We start from the raw sequence: 26,531 nt of genomic DNA on the forward strand, positions 1-26,531 counted from the left end.
TTATTGGCAACTCACTGGCCGGGCTGCGTCGAGCAACGAGACGGCGACTTCCTCGCGCAACGCCGCCGGACTCCCGAACCACTGAGACGAGGCCTGTGCGCGCTTGAAATAGAGGTGAGGATCGTATTCCCAGGTGAATCCCACGCCACCATGCAGTTGAATGGCTTCCTGCGCGCAGAAAAAGAGTGCCTCCGACGCGAAAGTCTTGGCGCATGCCGCTTCCAGAAGCAGCGACGCGGTGTCGGGTGTCGTGGTCACAAATCGGGCGGCGCCGTATATCGCCGACCGGGTCGCCTCGATCTTCACCATCATTTCGGCACATCGATGCTTGACGGCCTGAAAGCTGTTGATGGGTCGCCCGAACTGCACGCGCTCGGCGGCATAGGCCAGTGTCATGTCCAGACACTGCTGTGCGGCGCCCAGTTGCTCCGAGGCCAATGCAATGCCTGCCATTGCCCGCACACGTGCCAGGGCATCGTTGAGGGAGGTCCCGCGACATATCAGCGACGTCGAATCGACGATGACGCCGTCGAGCGTGACGTGTGCAATGCGCCGGGTGCGATCGAGGTTGGCGTGCTCACGGGCCGTCACCCCGTCGGCATTTGCATCGACCGAAAACAACGCAATCTCCCCGTTCAGCCGTGCCACAAGCAGAAGCAGCGCCGCCGTGCTCCCATCGGGCACATGCCGGAAGCCTCCCGAGAGCCGGTAGCCACCCTCCACAGTTTCCGCGACAGCAGTGACGCCGGCAGGGTCCCAATCGACGCCGCGTGCGCCGAAGCCAACGGTGGCCGTCAGTTCGCCCGAGGCGATCTGCGGCAACAGCCGAGCCTTGGTCTCATGGTCTGCCGCCATCATCAACGTGGTCGCGCCCATGACCACCGTCGCAAAAAACGGCGAGCAGGCGAGACGTCGCCCCATCTGCTCCAGCAGCAATGTGAGTTCGACAAAGGACAGATCCAGGCCGCCATAGGCCTCGGGGATGTGGGTCCCGGTCCAGCCAAGGTCCTTTGACATCGCCGTCCAGAGTGATGCATCGAACCCCGACGCCGACTCCATGGCGGTGCGCACCATTGCCGAGGCGCTTCTGTCGTCGAGAAACTGCGCGGCAGACTCCTGGATCATCAACTGATCGGGTGTCAACGAGAAGTCCTGTGCGCCGATCATGTTCCGTACACCTTTTGCGGCGCCACGCCGCGCGCAATCAACGCATCGACCACCGGCCCCAATTCCTCGGGGAGCCACCGTGCGCCTTTGTCCTGCACCGGCCCGGTGCGCCAGCCGTCCGCGATCGAGATTTTCCCGCCGGACGCCTCGAAAACTCGCCCCGAGACATGTCGCGAAAGCGGGCTTGCGAGCCACACCACCAACGGCGCCACGTTCGCCGGATCCCAGAAATCGAAACTCCCGTCGGCGGGCTTCTTGACGACGTCCGGCATCGCCCCTTCGGTCATCGAGGTTCTTGCCGCTGGCGCAATCGCGTTCGACGTGATGCCATATCTGCCCAACTCCGCCGCCTGCACGAGCGTCAAGGCGCAAATTCCCGCCTTTGCCGTTGCGTAGTTCGACTGCGCAATGGAGCCCTGCAACCCCGCGCCGGAGCTGGTGTTGATCAGGCGCGCGTCCACCGTTTCGCCTGCCTTGGCTTTATCCCGCCAGTGCCGGGCAAGCGTGTTGGCAAGACAAAAATGTCCTCGCAGATGCACCCGTACGACTTCATCCCAATCCTCTTCCGAGAGATTGACGAACATGCGATCGCGCAGATTTCCCGCGTTGTTGACCAGCGCGTGCACCTCGCCGAACTGCTCGATCGCCTGCGCCACGATGCGACGCGCTCCGTCCAGCGTCGTGATGTCGTCGGCGTTGGCCACGGCCTTGCCGCCGAGACGCGTGATTTCATCCACGACCGCCTGGGCTGCCTCCTGACGGATGTCGTTCACGACGACCCTGGCGCTCTCTGCGGCCAGGGCCAATGCATATGCGCGGCCAAGTCCACCGCCGGCGCCGGTAATAATGACTGTGCGTTGATCACAGATTCCCATTGCTGAAGCTCCTTCAACCGAGTCGTTCGATGATTGTCACGTTGGCCTGACCGCCGCCTTCACACATTGTCTGCATACCGAATCTCCCCCCGGTACGCTCGAGCTCGTGGAGCAGCGTCGTCATTAACTTCGCGCCAGTGGCGCCCAACGGATGCCCCAAGGCGATCGCACCACCGTTCACATTCGTTTTTTCGTGCGGAAAGCCCGTTTCAATCAGCCAGGCTTGAACAACCGAGGCGAACGCTTCGTTGATTTCCACCAGATCAATGTCCCGAAGGCTCAGATTTGCCTTTTTCAGCGCGGCGGCAGTTGCGGGAATGGGGGCGGTCAAATGCCAGATCGGGTCATCTGCGAGAACGCTGAGATGGTGAACGCGTGCGCGCGGCGTAAGGTTGTACCGTTTGAGCGCCGCCTCGGAGACCACCAGCATCGCGGCGGCGGCGTCGCAGGTCTGACTGGAGACGGCCGCCGTGATTTTCGGGTAGTCCTCGCCGACCGGCGACAACGACGCCATCTTCTCCAGCGTGGTTTCGCGTGGCGTTTCGTCGTGGTTCAAGCCGCCAAAAGGCGTGATTTCGCGATCGAACCGCCCCTCCCTGATCGCCTGAAGCGCCCGACGGTGACTCTCCAGTGCAAACGCTTCCATCGATTCGCGCGAGAGCTTCCATTTGTCCGCAATGATCTGCGCTGCATAGAACTGATTGACCGGTTGGTCGCTAAAGCGAGCGCGCCACCCACGACTTCCGGAAAACGGGTCGGTAAATCCGAGCGGCTCGGCCGCCGTCATCGCGTAGGCGATCGGCACCAGACTCATGTTCTGCACACCGCCCACGGCAATCACGTCCTGCGTTCCGCTCATGACGGCTTGCGCCGCAAAATGCAGCGCCTGTTGTGAAGACCCGCAAGCGCGATCGATCACGGTCCCCGGCACATGCGTGGGCAGCCCCGCGGCCAGCCACGAGGTGCGGCTGATCACCCCCGCATTGGGACCCACTGCGTCGACGCAACCGAAAATGACGTCGTCATAGTCCTCAGCGGGCACCGAATTGCGTTCCACGAGTGTCTTGAGCACATGCGCGCCGAGATCTGCCGGGTGAACCGAGCCCAACGATCCACGACGTTTTCCCGTCGGCGTGCGCAATGCGTCGACAATATAGGCTTCTGCCATTGTTTAGTCCGTATGGTTGAATGTGTCGGCCGGGCCGAGCTGCGCATCCGGCGCAAATACGAATGCCCCTACGCGCTGTTTGTGAAAGGCGCGGTCGCCCCACGATGACGTGAGCGCGAGCGCCCGCTTGACGAAAATTTGGAGGTCGAGCTCCCACGTGTAGCCCATCGCACCGTGGACCTGAATGCCATGCCGTGCAGCGAGCGCCGCCGTATCGGCAGCCGCGAGCTTGGCGGCCGATACGTAGACGTCGCGATGCGGGTGTTCGGTGGCAAGCGCATAGGCCGCGCGGTACACCACCGGTTTCGCGAACTCCAGCTTCACCGCCACGTCCGCCAGCAGATGCTTGACCGCCTGAAACGATCCGATCGGCTTGCCGAACTGTTTGCGCTCGGCGGTGTAATCGATCGACAGGTCCAACATTCGGGCCGCCAACCCGAGGAGTTGCCCCGCCGTCGAAATCGCGCCGCGATTGACCAGATCACGCAAAATCGGTTGGCCTGCCGTCGAATCCGTCAGCCGGGTCTTTGCCGACGGTTGCCAGATCACGTGAAAGAGTCGGCGCGACAGATCCACACTGGTGTTCGGAATCAGGTCCACATCCACGCGCGACACGGCGTGAATCTCGCCTTCGTTGGCGAGGAGCATGACATCGGCGAGATGGGCGTCGGCGACCAGAGGATTGACGGGGTGACCGATGGCCACTCGCGCGCTGCCGTCCACCAGGCGGGGAAGCCAATCGCTTTTCGCCGCATGGCCCGCCGGCAGCGCGCCAAGCAGTCCCGCCGCGAGATAGGCGGTGTCGGTCAACGAATCGGGGATCGCGAAGTAACCCAGCTCATGCAAGAGCAACGCCCAATCGACGTCGCCCAGCCCCAGTCCGCCGTAGGTGGCGTCGACGGAAAGCCCTGTCAGTCCCTGCGCGGCGAACTTGCTGCGCAGATCCGTCGAGCGTCCGGCGTCCGTCTCCCACAACGCCCGCAGCAACTCCAGAGAAGCCTCGACCATGAGGAAACTTCGGGTCGCGTCGCGAAATAGCAGTTGATCTTCGGTAAAGGTGAAGTCCATGGTTCTATCCTCACGCACGCGGCATGCCAAGCATGCGCTCGGCGATGATGTTTCTCTGGATTTCGTTGGTCCCGGCGTAGATGGAGCCCGCCTGCGCAAACAGATATCCGTCCAGCCAGTTGCCAACGTCGTGCGCCTGCGGCGACTCGGGCAACAACTCCGCCCGGGATCCCAGAATCTGCATCGCGATCTCGTGCATGCGCAGGTCAAGTTCCGACCAGAAGATCTTGTTGGTGCTCGATTCCGGACCGATATGCCCGCCCTTGCCAAGGCTGCTGGCGGTGCTGTAGGTGGACAGCGCATAGGCTTGCGCATCCATCCATGCGCGGAGTACCGCGTCCCGGATCGACGGATCGGCATCGACGCTCGCCTGATGCTTCAGATAGAGATTCACCAGCGCTTTGGCAGTCGCCTGAAAACGCGCCGGCGAGCGAAGCATGAGCCCACGCTCAAAGCCCGCGGTCGACATCGCGACCTGCCAGCCAGCGCCCTCCTCGCTCAGGCGGTTCTCGACCGGCACGCGAACGTTGTCGAAAAATACTTCGGCAAACCCGGGCAGCCCGTTCAGTTGTCGGATCGGGCGGATCGTGATGCCGGGGCTATCGAGCGGCACCAGCAGGAAAGTCAGGCCGTGATGACGCTGCGAATCCGGATCGCTGCGAAACAGGCCAAACAGCCAGTCGGCCCACACCGCACGCGTCGACCAGGTCTTTTGACCGTTGATCACGTAATGATCCCCATGGCGAATCGCTTTGGTGCGAATCGCCGCCATGTCCGAGCCCGCCCCCGGTTCCGACCAGCCCTGCGCCCAGATTTCATCGCCGGACGCCATCCCGGGAAGAAATCGCTGCTTCTGCGCATCGGTTCCGTAATCCATCAGCGTCGGACCGAGGAGAAAAATGCCGTTTTGATTGACCCGCATCGGTGCCCCGGCGCGCCAATACTCCTCTTCGAAGATGAGCCACTCGATCAGGTTGCACCCTCGCCCGCCCAATTCCCGAGGCCACGTCACCATGCTCCATCGCCCGGAACTGAGCGTCTTCTCCCACTGACGGTGTTGCTCGAATCCTTCGGCGGTGTCGAAGCTCACGAGCGGTGTTTTCGGCACATGAACGCTCAGCCAGTCACGCACTTCCCGGCGAAATTCGCGCTGCTCAGTTGTGTAATCAAGTTTCATTCGATCCCCCATTCCCCGTTGCGCATGCCTGCCGGTCTAGAATTGCGCGCGGCGCTTTTCTACAAATGCCGCTCGCGTTTCCCCCGAATCTGCCGCGAGATATGCCTCGAGCGTGAACCCTTGCTCCCATCGGTATTTCTTCTCAAGATCACCGTCCTCGACACCGTTGAGCGCCTCCTTGGCCAGACGGACCATGTTCGGGCTCTTCTCCGCGATGCGTCGGGCAATCGCCATCGCGCAATCGCGCAGTTGCGCACGAGGCACCACCTGCCTGATTGCCCCCAGGCGCCATGCCTCCTGCGCATCGATGAAGTCGCCGGTGAAGTACATGTGGCGCACCACCTGAACCGGAAAAAGTCGCTGAAGATGCGCCCCGCCGCCCATGGCCCCGCGATCGATTTCCGGTACGCCGAAGGTTGCGCACTCGGACGCCACGACGATGTCGGCTGCACCGGCCACACCGATGCCGCCGCCCAGGACAAATCCGTGCACGGCAACGATCACGGGCACGGGACTGCGATGCACCGCACGAAACGTCGCGTAGTTGCCCGCATTGACCTTCGCGATGCGCTCCGGGTGTGCCGCAAGCTCTTTGATATCGACGCCGGCGCAAAAGCCGCGGCCGTCGGCACGGATAACCACCACACGTACGTCGCGATTGCCTCCCAGCGCGTCGATCGCTGCCGCGAGGGCGTGCCATCCATCGCTATCGAGCGCGTTGACGGGCGGATGATCGATCACGAGCTCCGCCACGCCGTTGTCCAGACTTAGCGAGAAAGGAGCTTTCTTTTGTTCACTCATGCGCACCTCTCGTGCAGATCGCGTTGTTGATGTTCGATAAGTTGGGACAGACGTTGCGTCGCCTGCGCAGCGATCTCTTCGATGACGTCTGCGCAACGCTTGAGCTCGCCAATGCTCGCGGCAACCTGGCCGCTCGGCAGCACGCCAAGATCCGGCTGTCCTGAGACAATCGCCGACTGAATGAGCATCGGCGCGTTGGCCGCCATCAGCGCCTGCGCGAGTGAGCCGCCGCTTTGCCGCGCATCGAGCGCCATCGCTCTGAGCGCGCGCAGGGATTGCCAGGCGCTCGCGCCGGAAGCACGCTTCCATCGCATCGCGCTGCTTGCGCTGAACAGAACGCGCTGTATCCAGCCCGATCGCTCCATGCGAAGCAGCGCCTCGTTCTGGATCAATCGCTGCGGCAACCCGTCGACAACGCTCGTGACCCGGATGCTGCCGGGATCGTTGACCTCGAGGTAGCGCGCAAGGGTCTGGGCGGGGACCGGAGACTCCCGGGTCATCAAAAAGCGCGTGCCCATGGCCACGCCCGCCGCACCGGCGGCCAGCGCCGACGCCAATCCCCGGCCACAGGCGTATCCGCCAGCGGCCACGATGGGAACATCCACCGCATCGAGCACCTGTGGCAGCAGGATGGTGGTCGGCGTCGCCCCCGTGTGGCCGCCGCCCTCCGCGCCCTGAATCGTGACAATGTCGGCGCCCAGTTCAACCGCTTTGATCGCATGCTTGACGTGCCCGACCGTGGGCATGCAAATGACGCCCGCCCGGCGCAATTGGTCGATCACCTGCCGGTCCGGCCCACGGCCATAGCTGACCGCCCGGACCTTGTAACGGATCGCCAGGTCGATCACCTGTCGGGCGTTTGGCTGAAACATGTGAAAGTTCAGGCCGAACGGTGCGTCGGTCAGTCGCATGACTTTCTGAATTTCGGCCTCAAGACGCCCGGGCTCGATGGTCGCGCACGCCAGAAAACCGAAACCGCCGGCATTCGACGTCGCGGCGACCAGATTCGCGTCGGCCACCCACCCCATCGCCGTCTGGACGATGGGATAACGACAGCCGAGCCAATCGCAGACCGGCGTATGCAGCGAGATCGTCATTTCGATTCGGCCACGGCCGGACGTTGCGAGCTCGCCATCGCTTTCGCGTCATACCCGCCCAACTTGTCGCCCGAGACGAGTTCGTTGTGCGCGTGGGCAAAGTGATGCCACCCGAAGGCCGCCTCCATCGCCGTGCGCTTGCCCATCAGATCCTCGGCATGGTTGATGGCCTGCTTGGTCAGCGCGAGCCCCATGCGAGGCATCTTTCCGATGCGCTCGGCGATACTCTGCGCCTCGTCCACCAACTGGTCGCGCGCGACCACGCGATTGACCATCCCCATCTGATAAGCCCGTTGCGCCGACATTCGTTCGCCGAGGAACAGGAATTCCTTCGCAATGCGCGGGTTCAGCTCGTAAGGGTGTGCGAAATACTCCACGCCGGGGATTCCCATGCGCACAACGGGATCGGCGAAGAACGCGTCGTCGGAGGCCACAATCAGATCGCATACCCAGGCGAGCATCAGACCGCCCGCAATGCAGGCGCCGTGCACCACGGCGATCATCGGCTTGGGCAATTCCCGCCAGCGTCGGCACATTCCCAGATAGACTTCCTGCTCACGAACGTAGAGGAACTCGCCGCCCGGTTTGCCAACGTGGTCGTACCACAGTGATGCGCGCTCGAAACTCTTGTGAATATCGCGCCCCGGGGTGCCGATGTCATGTCCCGCCGAGAAATGCTTCCCGGCGCCGCGCAACACAATGACCTTGACTTCATCGTCATCGGACGCTCGCCGAAAGGCAGCATCCAGCGCGTAGGTCATTTCGGAGTTTTGGGCGTTGTGATACTCGGGACGATTCATCGTCACTGTCGCGATACCGTTCGCGACCTCGTACAACACCACATTCTCGATTTGCTGATCGCCCGTCATGGCACTCCCTTCCTCTATGAAATCTGGCCGATGTGCTTACGCACCGCGCACGCCAGGGGGATTGTTCTTGATGACCGTTGCGCGCAGGTTGTGCGGATCGAGCCAGCGGATGAGTTCGAGCTGCGCTTGCGTCGGGGCAGCCGTCACCGGGCAGTCATCGCCAATCTCGAGCTCGAATCCCGTGGCCGCCTGAACCTCGTCGAAGCTCACTCCCGGGTGCAACGAGCGAACGCGGCAGGCGCGGTTTTTCCCCTCGAAGTCCATGACGCAGAGGTTCGTGACGATGCGCCTCAAGTCCACGAATGCAGCATTTGCGCCCTTCGGCCAGCGCGCCGGCTGGTAGCCGACCCCCGACACCATGTCGACTTCGCCCTTCACGAACACGCGCGGACTGTGGTTCGGAACAAAGAACGAGTTGGCGTGGTTAATGCTGTTGCCGGGCAGGCCGCGCACGCCCAGCATGGCTGCCTTGGGCCTGGCGTAGTCGCCAACGACGGACAAATTGGTCTGGCCATACCTGTCGATCTGGGTCGGCCCGATCATCGCGTGGCGCTTGCCTCCCCATACACACTCGAACACGCGGTCGAACGACATATAGCCCGAGTAGGCGGGTTTGAAGTCGCCACGCGGGCCGAGCGGGATCGGTGTCTCGACCAGGAAAGTCTCGCTGTCGGTCATGAGCAGCAGCGGCGAGTGCGTCATCTTGGCAAGGCTTGCCCCCAATCGGGGCACGACACCAATGCCCGATGCGAGCACTTCGCCGTCGCCGCGCCAGGCTTCCGACGCCGCCACGATCATGAGCTCGGCCAACGAAAAGCCGCTCTCCTGCGACACAACATCCTGTGCAATCTGGTTCATTGGGTTTCTCGACTAGAAAACGGGCAACGGTAACGTGCGGATGTGTTCTGCCCCGCCCACTTTGCGCAGGTAGTCCTCTTCGGTGCCCGCAATGAACTCGCTCACGTAATCACGCCAGCCGTGCGCCTCGTTCGCCGACGCGTTGTACCGCTTCAGATGAGAGAGGTCCCATCCATAGTCGGGATTGCTATAGGTGGGGTGGGCACCGAACGGCGAATGCACCACGCCGGTGACCAGATACCGTTCGAAGTAGTTTTGGCGGGCCGACGCTGCATCGATGGCAAAGCGCTCCTGCAATCGCTCCGTACTCACGTAGCACTCGGTTGCCGCGCGCGCAAACAGGTGATCGAACAACGGGTCTGCACTGGTGATGAGCGTATTGCCCAGACAGTCCGCTTCGTTGACATGCAGCAGCGCTGCGTCGAGCTTCAGCGCCGGCATGGCGACGTACACTTCACCATCGTCATACGGCGAAGCGATCGTCTTGAGTTCCGGGTTGCGGGCCAGCACGTCCGTCGCCAGTCCACAACGCGTCGGGAGAAACGACATCCGCATGCCGGCCGCGCGCAAGCCCCACTCGAACATGCCCTCGTCATGCTCGACGACTTCGATCTCACCGGCTTCACGCGCTTTCCGGAAGTAGGGTTCGAGGGGAATCGCGTCCATCGTCACGAAGCCGTACACCAGCTTTCTGACCTTGCCGGCCGCGCACAGCATGCCGACCTCCGGCCCGCCGTAAGCCACGATGGTCAGATCCTTGAGGTCCGAGCGAAGTATTTCGCGGATCAGGGCCATGGGCTTGCGCCGCGGTCCCCACCCGCCAATGCCGATCGTCATGCCGCTGCGCAGCCTTGACACCACATCTGCGGCAGTCATTTGTTTGTGCATAGTGAATCCGTCTTAGTTGGTATCGCCCGTCGCAAGACCGAGACTCCAGTCATGCCCCCAATGGCTGATGGAAGTGGCCTCGAATACCGAGTGACGCGACCAGTCGACCACCAGTCCTCCGTAGCCGTACTCAAGCGCGAATCCGCCGGGCGTCGCCATGTAGAACGAGGTCACGTCGTCGTTGACGTGTTGGCCCAGGCTGGCCATCAACTTGAATCCGTGGGCCTTGCAGCGATCGAGCGCACGCCCGACTTCGGTCATCGACGTCACCTCGGCCATCACGTGCACGCAGCCACTCGGCGGCCGGGGCGACTCGAACAGCGCGAGACTGTGTTGGCGGCCGTTGTTGCAGTGCGTGAAGTAAAGACGCTGAATCGGCGCGTCCGCCGCAGCGCGGTGGTTGTAGATGTCGGAGATGCGAAAGCCCATGACGTCGCGAAAGAACGCCCAGGTCTCGTCGAAGTTCGGCGCCGCGAGTACCGTGTGGCCCATCCCCAGGTCTCCCGTCACGAACGCGGGGACCTTCTGGGGCGAGTCGAAGCGTACGAAATCCGATATCGCGCCCCAGACGATTTCATGACGGTTCCCCGACGGATCGTGGAACCACATCATGTTCTGAAAACGGCGCGAAGCGCGCTCCTGGTCGGTCGCCATCGTCACCGGCACACCGGCGCCGCGCAGCGATTCGCGCGCGGCGTCGAAGGCTTCCTGATCCTTGACCTCCCAGCCCGACGCGAAATAGCGGTCCTGGTCGCCGCGCACGATCAGATATCGATACGGGCGGTCGTCGAGCTTCAGATAGACGCCCCCCTGCGGCGCATCGGACGCCATGGCGCCGATGACGCCTTCCCCGAACTGCCGCCAGGCGGCAGCGTCTGCGGCTTCTGCTACCACGTAGGCAAGTGCACGAATATCAATCATCGAAGCTCCCAAGAATGTCCATCGCTTAAGGCTGATTCTCGGGGAATGCCCCCGCGGGAACATCGTCCAATGGGACTACGATCGAACCTCGGCGGGGCAAGGCCAACAGCGCTTCACCGAGACCAAGGAAAACGGCCCGACGACTCGCATCCGAGCCATCGGGCCGCTTCGTTCGCGCTCGGGTCACTGCACGCGAATCGTGTGCGTCGCCACTGAGACGCAACCGGGGTTCGCCCGGTCGGTCCTCAAATGCGGTCGAGCTCGCTGACGGCTTCGGGCGGCACGTCGTCACGCTGGCGCCAGGCGCCCTCCTCGCGCCGCCATTCGAATACCTTTCGTTGCTGCTTCTTGACGTCAGCCGCATCGACGTAGAACTGCGAATACCATTCGCGCAATTGATAGAGCGGACCATCGCCGTCGCAAAGCAGGGGGTTGTCGACCCGTGTTTTGGAATCCCATATCACCACGTCCTGATGAAACGCATTCTGGGTAAGCGTGATGTAGTTATCCGCGATCGCGTCGTTCTGCTCGTCCGAGAGCGCCGGATTCTTCTCCACGATTACGCCGAAGCGCAGGATGAACCGGTTCTGGTCGATCGGCACGTGGCAGTTGAGCAGAATCGAGTTGAGTGTGTGCCCCGCGACTTTGGCACTCATTCGGGTGATGTGATACGCCGGGCCAAAGTAGGCATCGTCGGCAACCAGCTCGCCGTCGGAAAGGGTCTCGTGCCCGCCTCGCGCCATTTGGTAGCCGATGTGGCCATCGAACACATTGGCAAAGTAATCGATCTTCTGCCCATGCACCGGCCCGAAATGCGCCATATCGGACAGGTTGTCGACCAGCTCGCGCACGTTGGTGTTGATCGTCCATTCCTCGATCTTCCAGCGCGTCCAGCGATCCGAGAAACACGCTTCGATTCGCGGGATGGCGACGAGCGGATCGGGCGGGTTGCCTTCCGGATCGTTCCAGACAAAGAGCAGATGGTTCTGCTCCATGACCGGCCAGCTCTTGATGCGCGCTTTCGGCGGAATCCGCTTCGCGTAAGGAATGTCCTTGCACACACCGTCGGCGCCCCATTGCCAATGGTGGAACGGGCATGTCACGGTATTGCCTTTGACGCACCCCAGTCCGAGATCCGCGCCCATGTGCGGACAATAACCGTCCAGCACCGCGATGTTTCCGTCTTCCCCGGCGAAAGCAACCAGTTTCGTACCGAAGGCGTGAACGGTGTGAGCCTTTCCGTCCTTGTAGGCCTGCGCTAATCCCAGGCAGTGCCAGCCGCGGGCGTATCGGTCCGGAAGCGGTTCCGCCTTGATCTTCTGGGTTGGCAGGGTATTGATAGGCTGAACAGTCGACATCGTTCCAATCTCCCGGAGTCTCGTCCCGATCTGACCGATCGGAGACCGTATTGTGAGGAGGGCATCGTCGACGCAAAGGAGCAGGTCCGCGCCAACGATGCGCCTGTACGGGCATTCTCGGCGGGAGATGGCGCCGTCACATCGTCGCTTTGGACTAGACGGCCTTCGGGACGAACGTCAGACGTGGCGCAGGACACCCCCCTCAGCGCGCAGTGCCGCGCCGTTTGTCGCAGCGGAAAGCGGGGAACACACATAGGAGATCAGGTTGGCCACTTCGTCGGCCGTTGCCATCCGATCGATCAGTGATGTGGGGCGGGCGGCGCGCACGAAATGCGTTTGCGCAACATCGCGTGCGATGCCGGTGCGTTGCGCGTAGTCATCGAAGAACTGCGCCGATCCTTCGACCGCCGTCGGTCCGGGCAGCACCGCATTGACCGTAACGCCGGTGCCTTTGGTCAGTTCGGCAAGTCCGCGCATCAGTGCCAGCTCGCCGGCTTTGCTGACCCCGTAATGCACCATATCGGGCGGTATGTAGACCCCGGAATCCGAGGCGACGAACACGATGCGTCCCCAGCCCCGGCGCATCATTGCCGGTAGCGCGACACGCGACAGACGCACGCCGGCCATGACGTGTGTCGCGAACATGTGGAGCCAGGCCTGGTCCGAGATCGTCTCGAACGGCGCCCAGTCGTAGACCCCCGCGTTATGCACCAGCACATCGACATCGTCGAGTACGGGCAAGATCGACTGGCAGCCCACTTCGGTCGCTACGTCGCCGACGATGCCGGATACGTCGGTGCTCGGGTACGCCGAGCGCATCGCGTCAACGGCCGACAATACGGACGTCTGCGTACGTCCATGAAGGATCAGACGCGCCCCGCACTGCGCGAGCTGGCGCGCGCTGGCCGCGCCGATCCCCCGCGTCGAACCTGTGACCAACGCGGTCTTGCCCTGCAAATCGATGCGCATGTCCGAACCTCCGGATTACGCGTGCTGCGCGGCTTTTTCGACGGACATGGGCCACTCGCGAAGCTCTCGCTTGAGCACTTTGCCCGAAGGGTTCGTTGGCAACGACGACACAAAGTCCACATAACGCGGCACTTTGTAGTTCGCCATATTTGCCCGGCACCACGTAATGAACTGTGCAGCGTCCAACGCTGCGTTGGGCCGAAGAACCACGAAGGCACGCCCCACCTCGCCCATGCGCTCGTCAGGCACACCGACCACGGCGATCTGCGAAACGGCCGGATGCGCGGCCGCGAGCCTTTCGATCTCGGCGGGATAGCAGTTGAAACCGCCGACGATGAACATGTCCTTGAGCCGATCCGTTATTTTCAGATACCCCATCTCGTCGATGACGCCAACGTCGCCCGTATGAAGCCAGCCTTGCGCGTCGATGGCTTCGCGCGTGGCATCGGGATTATCGAGATATCCCTGCATGACGTTGTAGCCGCGAATCCAGACTTCGCCGGCCGCGCCGGCGGGCGCCGCCTCCCCGCGTTCGTCGGCAATACGGAGTTCGACCCCCGGCATGGCCCGGCCGCAGGTATTCGCCACGATCTCCGCCGGGTCGGAGGCTCGCGTCAAGGTCGCGAACCCTGACGACTCGGTCAGTCCATAGCCGGTCAGGACAACCTTGAAGCCCAGTTCGCTGCGCATTCTGTCGATCAGGGCAGCCGGCACGCTGGTGGATCCGGTGATCGTGGCACGCAGGCTGGACAGATCCGTCGATGCGAGTCTCGGGTCGTTGAGCAGGCTGTGGAATACCGTCGGCGGGCCGGGCAACACCGTGATTTTCTCGCGCTCGATCGCATCGAGGATGGCTGCCGTGTCGAAAGTGCGATGGGGCAGGATCGTCGCGCCGCGAGTGAGCGCCGCCAGCCAGCCCGCCTTGTAGCCCATGGCATGAAAGAACGGATTGACGATCAGATAGCGATCCGTCGGCGCAAGCGCCATTGCGTCGGCCCAACCGTCGATTGCCCTCAGGTTCTGGGCGTGCGTCGTCATTACGCCCTTGGGGTGCCCTGTGGTCCCGGAAGTGAACATGATGTCCGAGATAGCCTCGGGCGCGACGCGCAACGCCCGGGCTTCCACCACGTCATCGGTGATGGACCTGCCACCGATGAGAAAATCGTGCCACGCGATGTCTCCGTGCCGGACGTCGTGCATGACCACGACCGTCGTCAATGACGCCGGTCGGTGCGGACCCAGAAGGTCGGGATAGTAACTGCCGAGAAACCAGCCTGCGCTCAGCAGAACATTGGCCCCCGTCGTCTCGAGCACATATCCGACTTCCGCACCCCGCATGCGCGTATTGATCGGAATCAGCGACGCGCCGCAAAAATGGATGCCAAGCGCGCCGATGATCCACTCCGGACCATTCGGCGCCCAGATGGCGACGCGGTCTCCCGGTTCGACGCCCCGGGAAATGAGCGCCGCCGCGGCGCGCAACGCCCGCTGGTAGAGATCGCGGTATCGCAAACGAACGCCTCCCGCTTCGATCGCGCACTGGTCCCCATAACGAGAGACGGTCTGTGCGAGCATGCGAGGAATGGTGATGACTGAAGGCAGCATGACGTAACTCACGATAAGCCCGGTGCCCGGGCCAACAGCTACTCTGGAAACCTGACGGCGACGGGGCCACTCTGCGGAATCGCCTGACAGGCGAGCGTCCAACCTTGCGCCAGATCGTTTTTGTCGAGGACATCGTTGTGCTTCATCCGCACGGTCCCCATGTCGACGGTGCACATGCACGTGGCACAGGCCCCGGCGCGACAGGCATACGGCGCATCGACACCGCCACGGAGCATGGCATCGAGCAACGTCTCCGTCTGGCCGCACATCAGATGATGGGTTTTGCCGTCGAGCGTGACCTCGAGCGCAACCCCGTCGTCCAGCGTGGGAGCGGTGTCGGCGCCGCCCGGTTCGCTCTCGTCCGGCAATGAGGCGAAACGCTCCACATGGATCTGCCCGGCATCGATCTCCAGCGACTGAAGCGCTTGGACCGCAGCGTCCATAAAAGCCGACGGCCCACAGATGAAGCAGTCCGCATGCCGCCATGCGCGCGCCAGCGCCGCCAGTTGCGCGACCGAGGGGATGCCTTGCACGGTATCGAGCCAATGCACCACTTGCAGCCGGTCCGGATGGGCCGCCGCCAGCGCCTTCAGCGCGTCTTTGAAAATAATCGAACGCTCATCCCGGTTGGCATAGATCAGCAGAATCCGGCCGCTTCCGTCGGTCAGCGCCGAGCGCAGGATCGACAGGATCGGCGTGATGCCGCTACCGCCGCCCAGCAGCAGGAAATCGCTGTTCAGATCTTTCGGGCAGAACACGCCGGCCGGGGCCTGCACCTCGATCTCGTCGCCCTCTCGCACTGAATCGCAGACCCAGTTGGAACCGACGCCCTGCGAGACACGCTTGACGGTGACCCGCAGCGGTTCGGCGATCGACGGGGAACTCGCGAGCGAATAGCACCGAGGAATTGGCTTGCCGTCGACAGGAAGCCGCAGCGTCAGGAACTGCCCGGGCCGATAGTGAAACGTATCGGCAAGCGCGGGCGGAACGTCGAACACGAGAGATCGTGCGTCGGCCGTTTCTTCAATGACCGAAACGACACGCAACGCATGGTATTTGGGTGCGCTCATGACATCGGGCTCCGGGTCATGTCAGCCGACGGACGTCAGCATGGCATTGTCGACGCGCAATTCGGCACCACTGATGAAGCGTGACTCGTCCGAGACGAGAAACAAGATCAGATGGGCAACGTCGTGCGGCTCGCAAACGCCCGATTGCGGATTCAGGTCGAAATTGACGAACTTTTCGTCCACACCTGCCAGCATCTTTTCGGACATCGCCGTGCGAATGCCGGCAGGATGAATCGAGTTGCAGCGAATGCGATAACCCTGCGCCCGACAGTGCGCAGCAACGTTCCTCGTCAGCGCGCTCACTGCGCCTTTGGACGCCGAATACGCACATAACCCCGTATGCCCGGCAAGCGCCGCCGTCGACGACAGATTCACGATGGAGCCGCCACCGTTGGTCTTCATCTGTGCGATGGCATGCTTGCAACCCAGGAACGTGCCCTCGGCATTGATTCGGGAAACCGTGCGAAAGAGCTCCAGTGACGTCTCCTCGATGGACTCGCTCCGGCAAATCGCCGCGCTGTTGACCAGCGCGTCTAGACGACCGAAACGCGCCACCACCCTGGCGAGCGCCTCTTGCCAGTCGGCTTCGCTCGACACATCCAGACGCAAGAAGGACGCCGATTCGCCAATTTGCCTCGCAGCCGATTGCCCGGCGGTTTCGTCGATGTCCGCGAGGACCACGGTTGCGCCTTCGCGCGCCAGCATCGCCGCAGCCTCCCTGGCCACCCCGCCCGCTGCCCCGGTCAACAGCACCACCTTATTCTGCACACGCCCCATGATCTGCCTTGTCTCCATACGTTTTCTCGTTACCCGATCGCTGCGCGCCGACGCAACGCGTCGGCGTTCAGACATCAGCCTTGGTCTCAACCGCCCCGGTTCCGATGACGGACCGTCGACATCATTCGACGACAGCGGCAGAAAAAACCGGCGGGTCACCGAGCATCGGACGATGGGACGGCGGCTGTTTGCCGTCGACATCCTTGACATCGTAATCGAGGGCAAGCTCCGCCCCGTAATAGACATTGCCGGAGCGGGCCTTGCGATCTTCCGCGTTGAACAGTGCGGCGATGACACGCCCCTGAAACTCCGGGGACTCGCCATGTTCGAGCCAGGCCCCGTACTTCTCGGGCTCCGCGTTGCAAACCGCAAGCGTTCTTTCGGTCTTCACCAGACCGGGCCAGAGCGTCACAACGTGGACCCCATGCGGTGCAAAGTCATACGCCATGTCGAATGACATTTTGTCCGTGGCGGCTTTCGATGCGCCGTAAGCCGGGCCGTGCATGTAGCAGCGGCCGCCGGCGGATGAAATATTGACGATCAGCCCCCCGCCCCGCGCGATCAGCAGCGGCGCCGCAAAATAGCTGGCCACATAGGTCGAACGCATGCCCACGCCAAACAGGTCCGTCATGCCGAGCGGCTTCTCCCAGAACGGCGCAACATCCGTCAGACCTTCCGGAATGGCAATCGCGCAGTTGACCAGAATGTCGAGTCCGCCATGGGCTTCGTTCACACGCTCGAACAGCCGCCTGACGTCCTCGTCCGACGCATGATCGCAAATGACCGGAATGCCAACGCCACCCGCGGCATTCACCGCGTCCGCCGTTTCGTACAACGTTCCCGGCAGCTTCGCGCGACCGGGCTGCGTCGTGCGTCCCGTCACGTAGACGGTGGCGCCCTGCGCCCCCAGACCGATCGCGACACCACGTCCGACACCCCGGCTAGCGCCGGTCACTACACAGACTTTTCCCTTGAGCATCGTAGACTCCGGCAAGATGATTAGCAGCGATGAAGCCAAAGGTCATCGCGGGCCCCAGGGTCGCGCCCGCCCCGGGGTAGGACGGTCCCGTCACCGAGGCAGAGGTATTGCCCGTGGCGTACAACCCGGGAATCGGTTCACCCGCCTCCGAAAGCACTCTGGAGAATTCGTCGGTCTGAAGTCCGCCCTTGGTGCCAATGTCACCGGCGTCCAGACGCAGCGCGTAAAACGGCCCTTGCTCCAACGGCGCGAGGCACGGATTCGGCTTGACGGAATGGTCGCCATAGAACGTGTCGTAGGCGTTGCTTCCCTTGTGAAAATCGAGGTCGACGCCGGTCTTCGCAAAGGCATTGATTCGCTCGACGCTCTGTCGCAATCCCTCGGCATCCACCCCGATCTGCGCGGCCAGTTGCTCAAGTGTCTCCCCCCGGAAGTACACCTTCCCTCGCCATCGCCTGGGGAGCAGAAAATCCGGCATCAACGAACCCGACACCAGCGGCCCGGCGTTGTACTTGCGACGAAAACGTGCATCGAAGATCATCCAGGCCGGGAGGTTCGCCCCCGTTTTGGCATGGTCTTCGTACATGGCCAATACGAAATCGAGATAATCCTGCGCCTCGTTGGCGAAGCGTCGACCGAGTCGATTGACCACGAGACAGCCAGGCAGGGCCCGCTCGGAGAACAGGCCGCGTGGCTTCTCCTCGCCGGGCACTTGAATGGTGGGTGTCCACCAGGCATGCTGCATATTGGCCACGGCGGCGCCGACGTTCATGCCGGCCACAATCCCGTCGCCGGTATTGCAGCGCGGCGCGCCGGTCCATTGCGCGAGCGTCGGCTTGGGCAAATAGCGCTCACGCATCGCCTGATTGCTCTCGAATCCCCCAGTGGCGAGGATCACCGCCCTCGTCGCATGCAGTTTGACAGTGCGCCCGTTTCGGCGGGCCGTGATGCCTGCCACCCGGTTGTCCTCGAACACCAACGAGTCCAATGCCGTGTTCAGCCAAAGCGGAATGTTTCGCTCCATGAGCGACAGCCGCAGCGCCCCGATCAATGCGCTTCCCATGTTCAATCGCCGATCACGCCGACTGCGCAAGCGCCAGGGAAAGTCGAGCCAGTATTTGCCGAGTACCGCGACGGCACATTTTCGCCAGCCCGGCGCGCGAGAGAGCAACGTCACCGCCTCGCTCGTGCTCATGGTGACGCGGCCAAAAATGAGCATCGTCGGCGACGTCTCGCGCATTTTCAGGATGTCGTCTCCCAGACGTCTGCCGTCAAAGGGCTCGGCATCAAGCGAGCGGTAGCCGAGCTTGGCCCCGGGAAGCGCCTGGTAATAATCCGCGTAAAACGGATTTGCGCGATACCTGACGTGCGTTCTCGCCTCGGCGTAGCGCAGCATTTCGGGCGCGTGCGCCACGTAGGCCCGCAACTTGGTTTCGCTAACTTCACCTTTGGTGGCAGCGCGCAGGTACATCAACGCGTCTTCGGCGCTGTCCTGACCACCATCGCGCGCGATGTGATCGTTGTTCGGAATCCATACGCCGCCGCCGGACACGGCCGATGTGCCACCGTAGAGGTTCGTCTTCTCGACGACGAGCACAGATTGTCCCAGGTCATGGGCCCTGCATGCGGCAAGCATTGCGCCGGCCCCCGACCCCACGACGATCACGTCGAACCGATGATGGGGAGAGTCGTCGTCCTGCGGCGAGTGATTCGGCGCCCCCGGTCCGTCGTCGAGCAGTCCCCGTTGAAAGAACATTGGCATGGCGGTTTCCGGCCTCAGACGGTGCTGTCCTTGTTTTCCAGCCCGCAAAGCACCCCGCCGAAGTTCCGGCCGACCGGGTCGGCATAATTGGCGACGTGCGCCCGACCTGCATGAATGTCGAGGAACGTGCGGACGATGGGGTGAGAGGTGTAAATGCCCGACCCACCGCAGGACTTCAGCAGCCGGCTCACGTGATGCGCGCAGATCTCCGGCGCCTGCGACGATTGATAGCGATATAGCAGGCGATCCTCGATCGGCGCGGATTCGCCGAGCTCGGCGTGCGTCATCATCTCGTCGAAATTCCGAAACAGCGTCAGCTTGAGCTGATCGACCGCCGAGGCGGCCTCAGCGGCGACCAACTGTGCGGTGGGATCGTTTGCGGTTGCGCCAAGGAAATTCCGGCTGACCTGCAGCGCCGCCGTGCGACGAAAAGCATTGATCGCCCCCTGCAGGCCGCCGATGCATGACGACGACACGGCGCGCGTGAAGACCTGGGCAAACGGCAACCGGAAGAGCGGGCCGCTGTTGATCGAGAGCCCGGGGCGAGCCGCAGGAGAATCGTCGCGCGTTCGATGCGTGCGATAGGCCGGAACGAACGCGTCTTCGACGACGATGTCATGACTGCCGGTCCCCTTCAGGCCGAACGTATTCCAATTGTGAATCACGGTGTAGTCGGCTTTCGGCAGCAGGAATGTACGATATTCCGGCGCTGCCCCCTCCTGTTCGGAAGGCACCATCGCGCCTAGGAAAATCCATTCGGCGTGTTCGCACCCGCTCGAGAAGCTCCAGCGACCGGACAACCGGAAACCTTCCGATACGCGTGTCACCTTGCCGACAGGCATATACGTCGATGCCACGAGGGTCGACGTGTCGCGCGACCAGACTTCTTCCTGCGCCAGCGGGTCGAACAGGGCAAGTTGCCACGGGTGAACGCCCAGCACACCATAGACCCACGCCGTCGACATGCACCCTTCGGCCAGGATCATCTGAATGGAATAAAAGACACGCGGCGACATCTCGTATCCACCGAAGTGCCGAGGCTGCAATACGCGGAAGAATCCTGCGTCTTTCATTTCCTGAATCGTTTCATCAGGCACCCGCATCTGGCGCTCCGCGGCTTCGGCGCGCTCAAGCAGACGCGGCACCATCTCGCGGGCATTGCGCAGAAGTTCTGCCTCACTGGGAACTGACGCCTTGGGCACCGGCTGGATCGTCATGACTTGTCTCCGTGTTCGCCTATATGTCACTACGGCCTCAATGGCCTGCGCAGTGTTGACCGATCTTTGCATCGGCCTCGTGCGCAGGCATCGTCCAAAAAGACTAACGGCGCGGCCATCCTTGCCTGCCGCGTATGTGCACGATGACTTCCGTGGGCTAGTCCGCTTGGACGATGCCGCGCCGTCCCGTGAATGGATACTGGCCTGCGAGTTGCGCCCTCGAACGGGCGCCTGACAGAAACTTCAAGGGGACACCAGGGTGAATACTGAGGCGAATACTCGGGTAGCCGTTGTGACAGGGGCGGCCTCCGGCATCGGGCGTGCGCTGGTTCACGCGCTGGCACTGCGAGGAGACACGGTTGTCGCAGCCGACGTGGATGTGCCGGGGCTGGCCCGGACAATGAAAGACATTCCCGCGTCGGGCGGGCGCGTGGTCAGTGCGCACGTCGACGTTTCCCGTGCGGCCGACGTGGAAAAACTCGCCGATATCGCTTTTGCGATCGCCGGTCGTGTCGATTTGCTCATCAACAATGCCGGGGTGCTGCGAACGGGCAATTGCTGGCTGACCAGCGAAGCCGAATGGCGACGAACGCTGGACGTGAATTTGTGGAGCGTGATCCATGCGGCGCGCGCCTTCGTGCCGCGAATGCTCGCGAAGGGCGGTCATATCGTCAACGTGGCGTCGATGGCCGGTCTGACGGCCGGCCCGGAATTGTCCGCCTATACGGTGTCGAAATTCGGCGTCGTCGCGCACAGCGAGTGTCTCGCGGGCGAGCTGGCCGCCATCGATGCGCCGATCAAAGTGTCGGTCGTATGTCCCGGCGCGGTCGACACCGCCATTGCCGATGCGATCCACGAAAGCAACGACAGGCAGGGAAACCTCGCGCAGACAAACGCCGGCCTTCAACAGATCATTCGCAACGGTACGAAGCCCGATGCGTTCGCGTCGGCGCTACTTGCCGACGTCGATGCCGGAAAATTCTGGATCATCCCGCACGCGGAAGTCTTCGCGGCATTCGCACAACGCGCGCGCACCATTCTGCGCGAATCCTCCGATACCGGTCTCTGGGAGCAAGCGACAACATGCCATTGAACCCGCAAGCAGCAAAGATGCTGGAAATTCTCGCGATGATGCCGCCGATCGATTACTCGGCGGACGGCACCAAAGCACGCGCCGTCATGGCCGCAGCGGCCGCCGCAGGCCCGTCCCCCTTCGGGCCCGGCGATGAGGTGGCCCACATTGAGGACAGGACCATCACGGGCCCCGGTGGCCCCCTGGGTCTGCGCTTTTACTACCCGCGCGCGAACGCGTCGAACTTGCCCGTCACCGTCTATTTTCACGGCGGGGGGTTCGTTCTGGGTTGCCCGAAGGAGCATGACAATATCTGCCGAAGCCTCGCCAAAAGGGCCGATACGCTAGTGATATCGGTGGACTACCGCCTCGCCCCGGAAGCAAAATTCCCCGCCCCGATCGACGACGGCTGGGCGGCACTTTGCTGGGTGCGCGACACCGCGAAAACGCTCGGCGCAGACGCCTCGCGCATCGCTGTCGCCGGGGACAGCGCCGGCGGCAATATCGCTGCGGTCGTCGCGCATCGGGCGAGAGACAACGGGCTCACGCTCTGCCACCAATCGCTCATTTACCCTGTCACTGACAGCGCCCTGAACACTGCGTCGTATTCGGAAATGGGCACCGGCCACTTCCTCACCACGGAGATGATGCGCTGGTATTGGGAACAGTATCTGCCTCACAAGTCGGCAGGCTCGGATCCGATGGCTTCCCCGCTGCGACAAAAGCGACTGCAACACCTGCCCCCCGCGACGATCGTCACCGCGCAATACGATCCGCTTCGCGACGAAGGCGAGGCGTATGGCCTGGCGCTCATCGAGGCGGGCGTACCCGTTCGTATGCAACGGTGGCCGGGACAGATTCACGGGTTTGCCAGCATGATGGGCATGATCGACGCGGCGGACGATGCGCTCACGTTCGTGGCGAGCGCGCTACGCGAGAGTTTCGATACGACGTCGCAACGCGCCGCGTGAGCGACGGTTGGCACGGTCGGCACGTTCGATGACCGTGCCGTGCCGGGGCTGCTGCATCTGCCGAATTTCCTGCGTCCGGCCCGCCGTTCAACGTCACCTTTTGCGATATCGACTCGGCGGCTCGCCGGTCCAACCGACGAACGCCCGGCGAAATGCCGCAGCGCCACTAAAGCCGAGGCGACCGGCAATTTCATCGATCGACCAGCTTCCGTTGGTCAGATAGTGCTTCGCACGATCACGCAGGCATTGCTCCCGAATGTCCTTGTAGCTCGTGCCTTCGGCATGCAGGCGCCTGCGAAGCGTAATGCCACTGATATTGAGCGCCCGAGCCACCTCCGGAATCCATGGCAACTCGTCGCCGCTCGCCATTGCGCCTTCGAGCAACGCACGCACGTGCTGGGACACCGACGTCGTCGGCGACGGCCCGACGACGAAGCCGAAAGGCAGGTCCGCCAGGAATGACTCAAGTTCGAAGGGTTGTCTGACCGTCTTGCGTTCGAGCAGCGCCGCATCGAATGCGAAGCCCGAAGCCGCCGCGCCCACAAACACCGGGGCACCGAAGACCCCGAGAAACGCGCCGGCATCCTCTCTGTTGGGATGCGTCAGGTAAATCTCACGCGGCTTTAACGGCTGTCCGATCAGCCAGCCGAAGAACTGGATAAAACATAGCAGGCCGGTGAGATCCAGGATACATGCGGCAGACGATGTCTCGCGACGAACCGGGCGCATGGTGAACACGACGGCACCATTGCTCTCGCACAGATCGAGACTGGCGGCACGCGGATGCAGCATCACGCAAAACTCCTTGGCGCACAGGATGGCGTCACTGAGCGTGGAGGCCGTCACCATGCAACGGCACATCAGATCGACTTCCTGCTTCGTCATCGGCGGATAGCCGTTATCGCGCGACACCAACTCGCAAAGCTTGTCCGCCACAGCGCGGTAGAACTTTGGAAACTGGCCTTGCGCATCGGGTCCGCTGATGTCGAACGTCCCCAGATCCGACGATACGCCACGCTTCTCGAGTTCCGAGATCAGATGCTTCTGAAGGGCGGAACGAAGCTGCGTCATCCGGCTCACCTCATTCGCACCCATGGGTTCTCCTGAACTTGATCGAATCCGCATCTAAATATGATCGCCGACGTATTGGTTTGCATTGTCGGATCGCGATAATTTTAACCTACCCCAAAGCGGGTGATTCAGGGCAAATCACCCTGATATTCCCGGATAAACAATGAATGGAGACAGTGCAGTGAACGTACTTGAACTTAAGGATCACGAGTCCCTTCCGATGTTCGCGGTATCGCCCGAACTTGCCGAACGCATTCGCAAGTACAACCTCGAACAAAACATCGAAGACATGCAGACGCTCGGCTTTACCGTCGTCAAGGACGTGGCACAGGACGAATTCATCGCGGGTCTGCGAAGCGCCATCGTTCGATGCTGCCAGGAGGACAAAGGGCAGTACTTCGGCATCACGAAAAAGGGCATTTCAAGCGACCTCCTGCTCGCGCGAGATCCGCTGATCGCAGAGGCTACGTTAAATCCCAAGATTCTCACCATGATCGAATTCATGTGCGGGCGCGGTGCGCAGATCAGTCAGGTGAGCGGCAGCGTGCGCTTCGCCGGCGCCAACGCCATGCCCCTGCATTGCGATCAGTCCTGGTTGCCCGCGCCCTTCCCCGAACACAACGCGTTGATGACCGCATGCTGGTATTGCGACGATACGACCGACGAAGCCTCCGGCGCCACCAAGGTCGTACCGGGTTCGCACCGCGAACGCCGCCACCCGAATCCCGAGGAGGTCAAGGCCGAAGCCGGCGCTCGCCCCCTCGTGGCGCCGCGTGGCTCGGTCGGCATGTGGGACGGTCGCCTCTGGCACGCCAACTACCCGCGCGCACGGGAAGGCGAACGTGTGCTGCTGCATGCGACCTATTGCCGTCTCGCTTATCGTCCGCTGGAAGATTACGGCCCCGTGAGCGAGGAACTCATCGCCAAACACGGGCCGGTGATGGCCGACATGCTCGGCCGGAACCATTGGTGGGGCAATCGCAACTGGAATAACGGTGCGGTCGACATGAGCAAGTACATGAACACCGAACGCGACTCCCGTCGTTAAAGCGCGATCCATCATCTTATCCACGGCGGAAGTGACAATGTCTCGATTTTCCGAACAGGTCGTCATCGTGACCGGGGGCGCGTCCGGCCTCGGTCGCGTTAGTGCAATGCGCTTTGCAAGTGAAGGGGCCAAAGTCGTGGTGGCCGACGTCAGCGTGCGTGAAGGACAACGCACGGCTGACGCCGTCGGCGGCATCTTCGTCGAGACGGACGTTGGCAACCCGGAGGCGGTCAACCGACTGGTCGACACGGCGGTACGTCACCACGGACGCCTCGATGTCATGTTCAATAATGCCGGCATTCGCGGCCCGGCAGGGCCCATCGAGGACATCAGCCTTGCGGATTATCACGCGCTGGTTCGTGTCAATCTCGATGGCGTCGTGCATGGTATGCAAGCCGCATTGAAGGTCATGTTGGCGCAGGGTGGCGGTGTCATCGTGAATACGGCGTCCAACGGAGGCATCTCCCCCACCGCCGATATCGCCGCGTATTGTGCGACGAAGGCGGCGGTCGTCGCCTTGACGAAGGCAAGTGCGATCGAGCTCGCGCCGAAGGGGGTGCGCGTCAATTGCATCTGTCCCGGCGTCATGCTCAGCGGCATGACCGAAGGCCTTTCCGACGAAACGATAAAACTGCTCGACAAACTCCAGCCGATCGGTCGCCCCGGCGACCTGGAGGAGATGGCCGAGGGTGTGTTGTTCCTGGCCTCACCGGGTGCGTCGTATGTCATCGGGCATGCGCTTGTCGTCGACGGCGGTGCGGTCGCGGGAAGGCAATTAGGCATCTGACCCTATCGGAATCGAGCGATGCAAAAAGGGGGACGTACCGCAAGTACGTCCCCCTTAATCGTTGCGCCCTTGTACCGAAGCGCTTTACTTCAGAAGCGCTGCGATGAAATATTGCCGCCATCCACGACGATCTCCGCTGCCGTGACGTAACTGGCCTCATCCGACAGCAGGAACCGAACCACGCGCGCGACCTCTTCAGGCCGCCCGATTCGCCCGAGCAGGATGCGCTCGCGCCACTTCGCGGCGAGCGCCTCCTGGACTTCGGGCCCCGCGCCGCCGGACAACATCGGCGTATCGATCATGCCCGGAGAGACCGTGTTGATACGAATGCCTTCGTTGGCCAGCGAATCCGCGAGCGAGCGGACCAGCGATATCACGCCCCCTTTGGCCGCCGTGTAGATGGGGATCAGGCCGTTGCCCAGCGTCGCGTTCATCGAGGCGATGGCCACGACGGCAGAGCCCGGGTGGCTTCGCAGGTCCGGCAGCAATGCCTGCACCAAAAGTGCCAGTGCCCGCAGATGGACGTTCAGTCCGTCATCCCATACTTCCGGCGTCAGTCCTTCGATGCCCGTCGCCTTGACCACCCCCGCGGCATGCACAAGTCCACCCAGTGCACCGATGCCTTCCCGGCTGGCACGAATCGCGGGGGCAAGTGCGGCAGGCTCGCGCAGGTCGACTTGCACGCCGACCACCGCCACATCAAATGTTTCGCGCAGACGCCGCACGTTTTCCTGCACGGCCGCTTCGTTGATATCCCATAGCGCTACGGGCCTGCCCACGGCCGCGAGTTCGCTTGCCGTCGCCAGTCCGATGCCGGACGCCGCGCCGGTCACAATCACCCCGGTCTTCGGACCCGGGGAACGCATTTCGTTAGGCACGATCTTTACCTCTCGGGTTGAGCGCATCAATACCGACCGGGGCGCCAATCGCTGGCGCCCCGGGGCTATCACCTTACG

General features: G+C 62.6%; 25 protein-coding genes. 4 read left to right on the plus strand and 21 right to left on the minus strand.

Going from position 1 to position 26,531, the window contains the following annotated elements:
* The 19 genes from PCA31118_RS16960 to PCA31118_RS17050 all read right to left on the minus strand — a co-directional run bounded on the left by PCA31118_RS16960 (position 1) and on the right by PCA31118_RS17050 (position 20,626).
* Positions 1-1,167, minus strand: coding sequence for an acyl-CoA dehydrogenase family protein (locus tag PCA31118_RS16960; protein WP_150626300.1), 1,167 nt, complete (start codon positions 1,165-1,167; stop codon positions 1-3).
* Positions 1,164-2,042, minus strand: a complete 879-nt coding sequence (locus PCA31118_RS16965; RefSeq protein ID WP_150626301.1) for an SDR family oxidoreductase — start codon at positions 2,040-2,042, stop codon at positions 1,164-1,166. The genes PCA31118_RS16960 and PCA31118_RS16965 overlap by 4 nt, the downstream gene beginning before the upstream one ends.
* A 13-nt stretch (positions 2,043-2,055) precedes the next feature.
* The gene (locus PCA31118_RS16970; RefSeq protein ID WP_150626302.1) at positions 2,056-3,210 is read right to left on the minus strand and encodes an acetyl-CoA C-acetyltransferase; all 1,155 of its coding nucleotides are present in this window, start codon (positions 3,208-3,210) and stop codon (positions 2,056-2,058) included.
* 3 nt (positions 3,211-3,213) lie between these two features.
* Entirely contained in the window at positions 3,214-4,278 is a 1,065-nt protein-coding gene (locus PCA31118_RS16975; RefSeq protein ID WP_150626303.1) for an acyl-CoA dehydrogenase family protein, read from the minus strand.
* A 10-nt stretch (positions 4,279-4,288) separates the two neighbouring features.
* Complete coding sequence (locus PCA31118_RS16980; RefSeq protein WP_150626304.1) at positions 4,289-5,455, minus strand: acyl-CoA dehydrogenase; 1,167 nt, start codon at positions 5,453-5,455, stop codon at positions 4,289-4,291.
* A gap of 36 nt (positions 5,456-5,491) precedes the next feature.
* A complete protein-coding gene (locus PCA31118_RS16985; protein WP_150626305.1) occupies positions 5,492-6,256 on the minus strand; it encodes an enoyl-CoA hydratase family protein in 765 nt (254 codons plus the stop codon).
* Positions 6,253-7,353, minus strand: a complete 1,101-nt coding sequence (locus tag PCA31118_RS16990) for an NAD(P)H-dependent flavin oxidoreductase (RefSeq protein WP_150626306.1) — start codon at positions 7,351-7,353, stop codon at positions 6,253-6,255. The genes PCA31118_RS16985 and PCA31118_RS16990 overlap by 4 nt, the downstream gene beginning before the upstream one ends.
* Entirely contained in the window at positions 7,350-8,222 is an 873-nt protein-coding gene (locus PCA31118_RS16995) for an enoyl-CoA hydratase (protein ID WP_150626307.1), read from the minus strand. The genes PCA31118_RS16990 and PCA31118_RS16995 overlap by 4 nt, the downstream gene beginning before the upstream one ends.
* Before the next feature lie 36 nt (positions 8,223-8,258).
* Complete coding sequence (locus PCA31118_RS17000; RefSeq protein ID WP_174990504.1) at positions 8,259-9,080, minus strand: CoA-transferase subunit beta; 822 nt, start codon at positions 9,078-9,080, stop codon at positions 8,259-8,261.
* Positions 9,081-9,092: 12 nt separating this feature from the next.
* Complete coding sequence (locus PCA31118_RS17005) at positions 9,093-9,956, minus strand: CoA transferase subunit A (protein WP_246190284.1); 864 nt, start codon at positions 9,954-9,956, stop codon at positions 9,093-9,095.
* Between the two features lie 24 nt (positions 9,957-9,980).
* A complete protein-coding gene (locus PCA31118_RS17010; protein WP_150626309.1) occupies positions 9,981-10,889 on the minus strand; it encodes a VOC family protein in 909 nt (302 codons plus the stop codon).
* A gap of 245 nt (positions 10,890-11,134) precedes the next feature.
* Positions 11,135-12,247, minus strand: coding sequence for a 3-ketosteroid-9-alpha-monooxygenase, oxygenase component (locus PCA31118_RS17015; protein ID WP_217431278.1), 1,113 nt, complete (start codon positions 12,245-12,247; stop codon positions 11,135-11,137).
* 177 nt (positions 12,248-12,424) lie between these two features.
* Positions 12,425-13,216, minus strand: a complete 792-nt coding sequence (locus tag PCA31118_RS17020; protein WP_150626310.1) for an SDR family NAD(P)-dependent oxidoreductase — start codon at positions 13,214-13,216, stop codon at positions 12,425-12,427.
* Positions 13,217-13,231: 15 nt separating this feature from the next.
* Positions 13,232-14,821 carry a FadD3 family acyl-CoA ligase gene (locus PCA31118_RS17025; protein WP_150626311.1) on the minus strand — a complete coding sequence of 530 codons (1,590 nt, stop codon included), beginning with the start codon at positions 14,819-14,821 and terminating at the stop codon, positions 13,232-13,234.
* A gap of 38 nt (positions 14,822-14,859) precedes the next feature.
* The gene (locus PCA31118_RS17030; protein ID WP_150626312.1) at positions 14,860-15,891 is read right to left on the minus strand and encodes a ferredoxin--NADP reductase; all 1,032 of its coding nucleotides are present in this window, start codon (positions 15,889-15,891) and stop codon (positions 14,860-14,862) included.
* Positions 15,892-15,912: 21 nt separating this feature from the next.
* Positions 15,913-16,686 (minus strand): SDR family oxidoreductase, encoded by a 774-nt coding sequence (locus PCA31118_RS17035; protein WP_425495371.1) that lies wholly within the window; start codon positions 16,684-16,686, stop codon positions 15,913-15,915.
* Positions 16,687-16,789: 103 nt separating this feature from the next.
* A complete protein-coding gene (locus PCA31118_RS17040) occupies positions 16,790-17,647 on the minus strand; it encodes an SDR family NAD(P)-dependent oxidoreductase (protein WP_150626313.1) in 858 nt (285 codons plus the stop codon).
* The gene (locus PCA31118_RS17045) at positions 17,610-19,409 is read right to left on the minus strand and encodes an FAD-binding protein (RefSeq protein WP_217431279.1); all 1,800 of its coding nucleotides are present in this window, start codon (positions 19,407-19,409) and stop codon (positions 17,610-17,612) included. Before PCA31118_RS17045 ends, PCA31118_RS17040 begins: the two co-directional genes overlap by 38 nt.
* 14 nt (positions 19,410-19,423) lie before the next feature.
* Positions 19,424-20,626 (minus strand): acyl-CoA dehydrogenase family protein, encoded by a 1,203-nt coding sequence (locus PCA31118_RS17050; RefSeq protein ID WP_150626314.1) that lies wholly within the window; start codon positions 20,624-20,626, stop codon positions 19,424-19,426.
* Positions 20,627-20,885: 259 nt separating this feature from the next.
* Between PCA31118_RS17050 and PCA31118_RS17055 the strand changes: the two genes are divergently transcribed.
* Together PCA31118_RS17055 and PCA31118_RS17060 are read left to right on the plus strand one after the other, a co-directional pair.
* Entirely contained in the window at positions 20,886-21,719 is an 834-nt protein-coding gene (locus PCA31118_RS17055) for an SDR family NAD(P)-dependent oxidoreductase (protein WP_150626315.1), read from the plus strand.
* Complete coding sequence (locus tag PCA31118_RS17060) at positions 21,710-22,669, plus strand: alpha/beta hydrolase (protein ID WP_150626316.1); 960 nt, start codon at positions 21,710-21,712, stop codon at positions 22,667-22,669. The genes PCA31118_RS17055 and PCA31118_RS17060 overlap by 10 nt, the downstream gene beginning before the upstream one ends.
* A 93-nt stretch (positions 22,670-22,762) precedes the next feature.
* On the opposite strand, the gene PCA31118_RS17065 is transcribed toward PCA31118_RS17060, so the two are convergent.
* On the minus strand, positions 22,763-23,764 hold the full coding sequence (locus tag PCA31118_RS17065; protein ID WP_174990505.1) for an AraC family transcriptional regulator: 1,002 nt from the start codon (positions 23,762-23,764) through the stop codon (positions 22,763-22,765).
* Positions 23,765-23,921: 157 nt separating this feature from the next.
* Between PCA31118_RS17065 and PCA31118_RS17070 the strand changes: the two genes are divergently transcribed.
* Both PCA31118_RS17070 and PCA31118_RS17075 read left to right on the plus strand, forming a co-directional pair.
* On the plus strand, positions 23,922-24,788 hold the full coding sequence (locus tag PCA31118_RS17070; protein WP_174990506.1) for a phytanoyl-CoA dioxygenase family protein: 867 nt from the start codon (positions 23,922-23,924) through the stop codon (positions 24,786-24,788).
* A gap of 37 nt (positions 24,789-24,825) precedes the next feature.
* The gene (locus PCA31118_RS17075) at positions 24,826-25,575 is read left to right on the plus strand and encodes an SDR family NAD(P)-dependent oxidoreductase (RefSeq protein ID WP_150626319.1); all 750 of its coding nucleotides are present in this window, start codon (positions 24,826-24,828) and stop codon (positions 25,573-25,575) included.
* A gap of 89 nt (positions 25,576-25,664) precedes the next feature.
* On the opposite strand, the gene PCA31118_RS17080 is transcribed toward PCA31118_RS17075, so the two are convergent.
* The gene (locus PCA31118_RS17080; protein WP_246190285.1) at positions 25,665-26,453 is read right to left on the minus strand and encodes an SDR family NAD(P)-dependent oxidoreductase; all 789 of its coding nucleotides are present in this window, start codon (positions 26,451-26,453) and stop codon (positions 25,665-25,667) included.
* Positions 26,454-26,531: the final 78 nt, after the last annotated feature.

This window comes from Pandoraea captiosa (genome assembly GCF_902459775.1).
Taxonomy (GTDB): domain Bacteria; phylum Pseudomonadota; class Gammaproteobacteria; order Burkholderiales; family Burkholderiaceae; genus Pandoraea; species Pandoraea captiosa.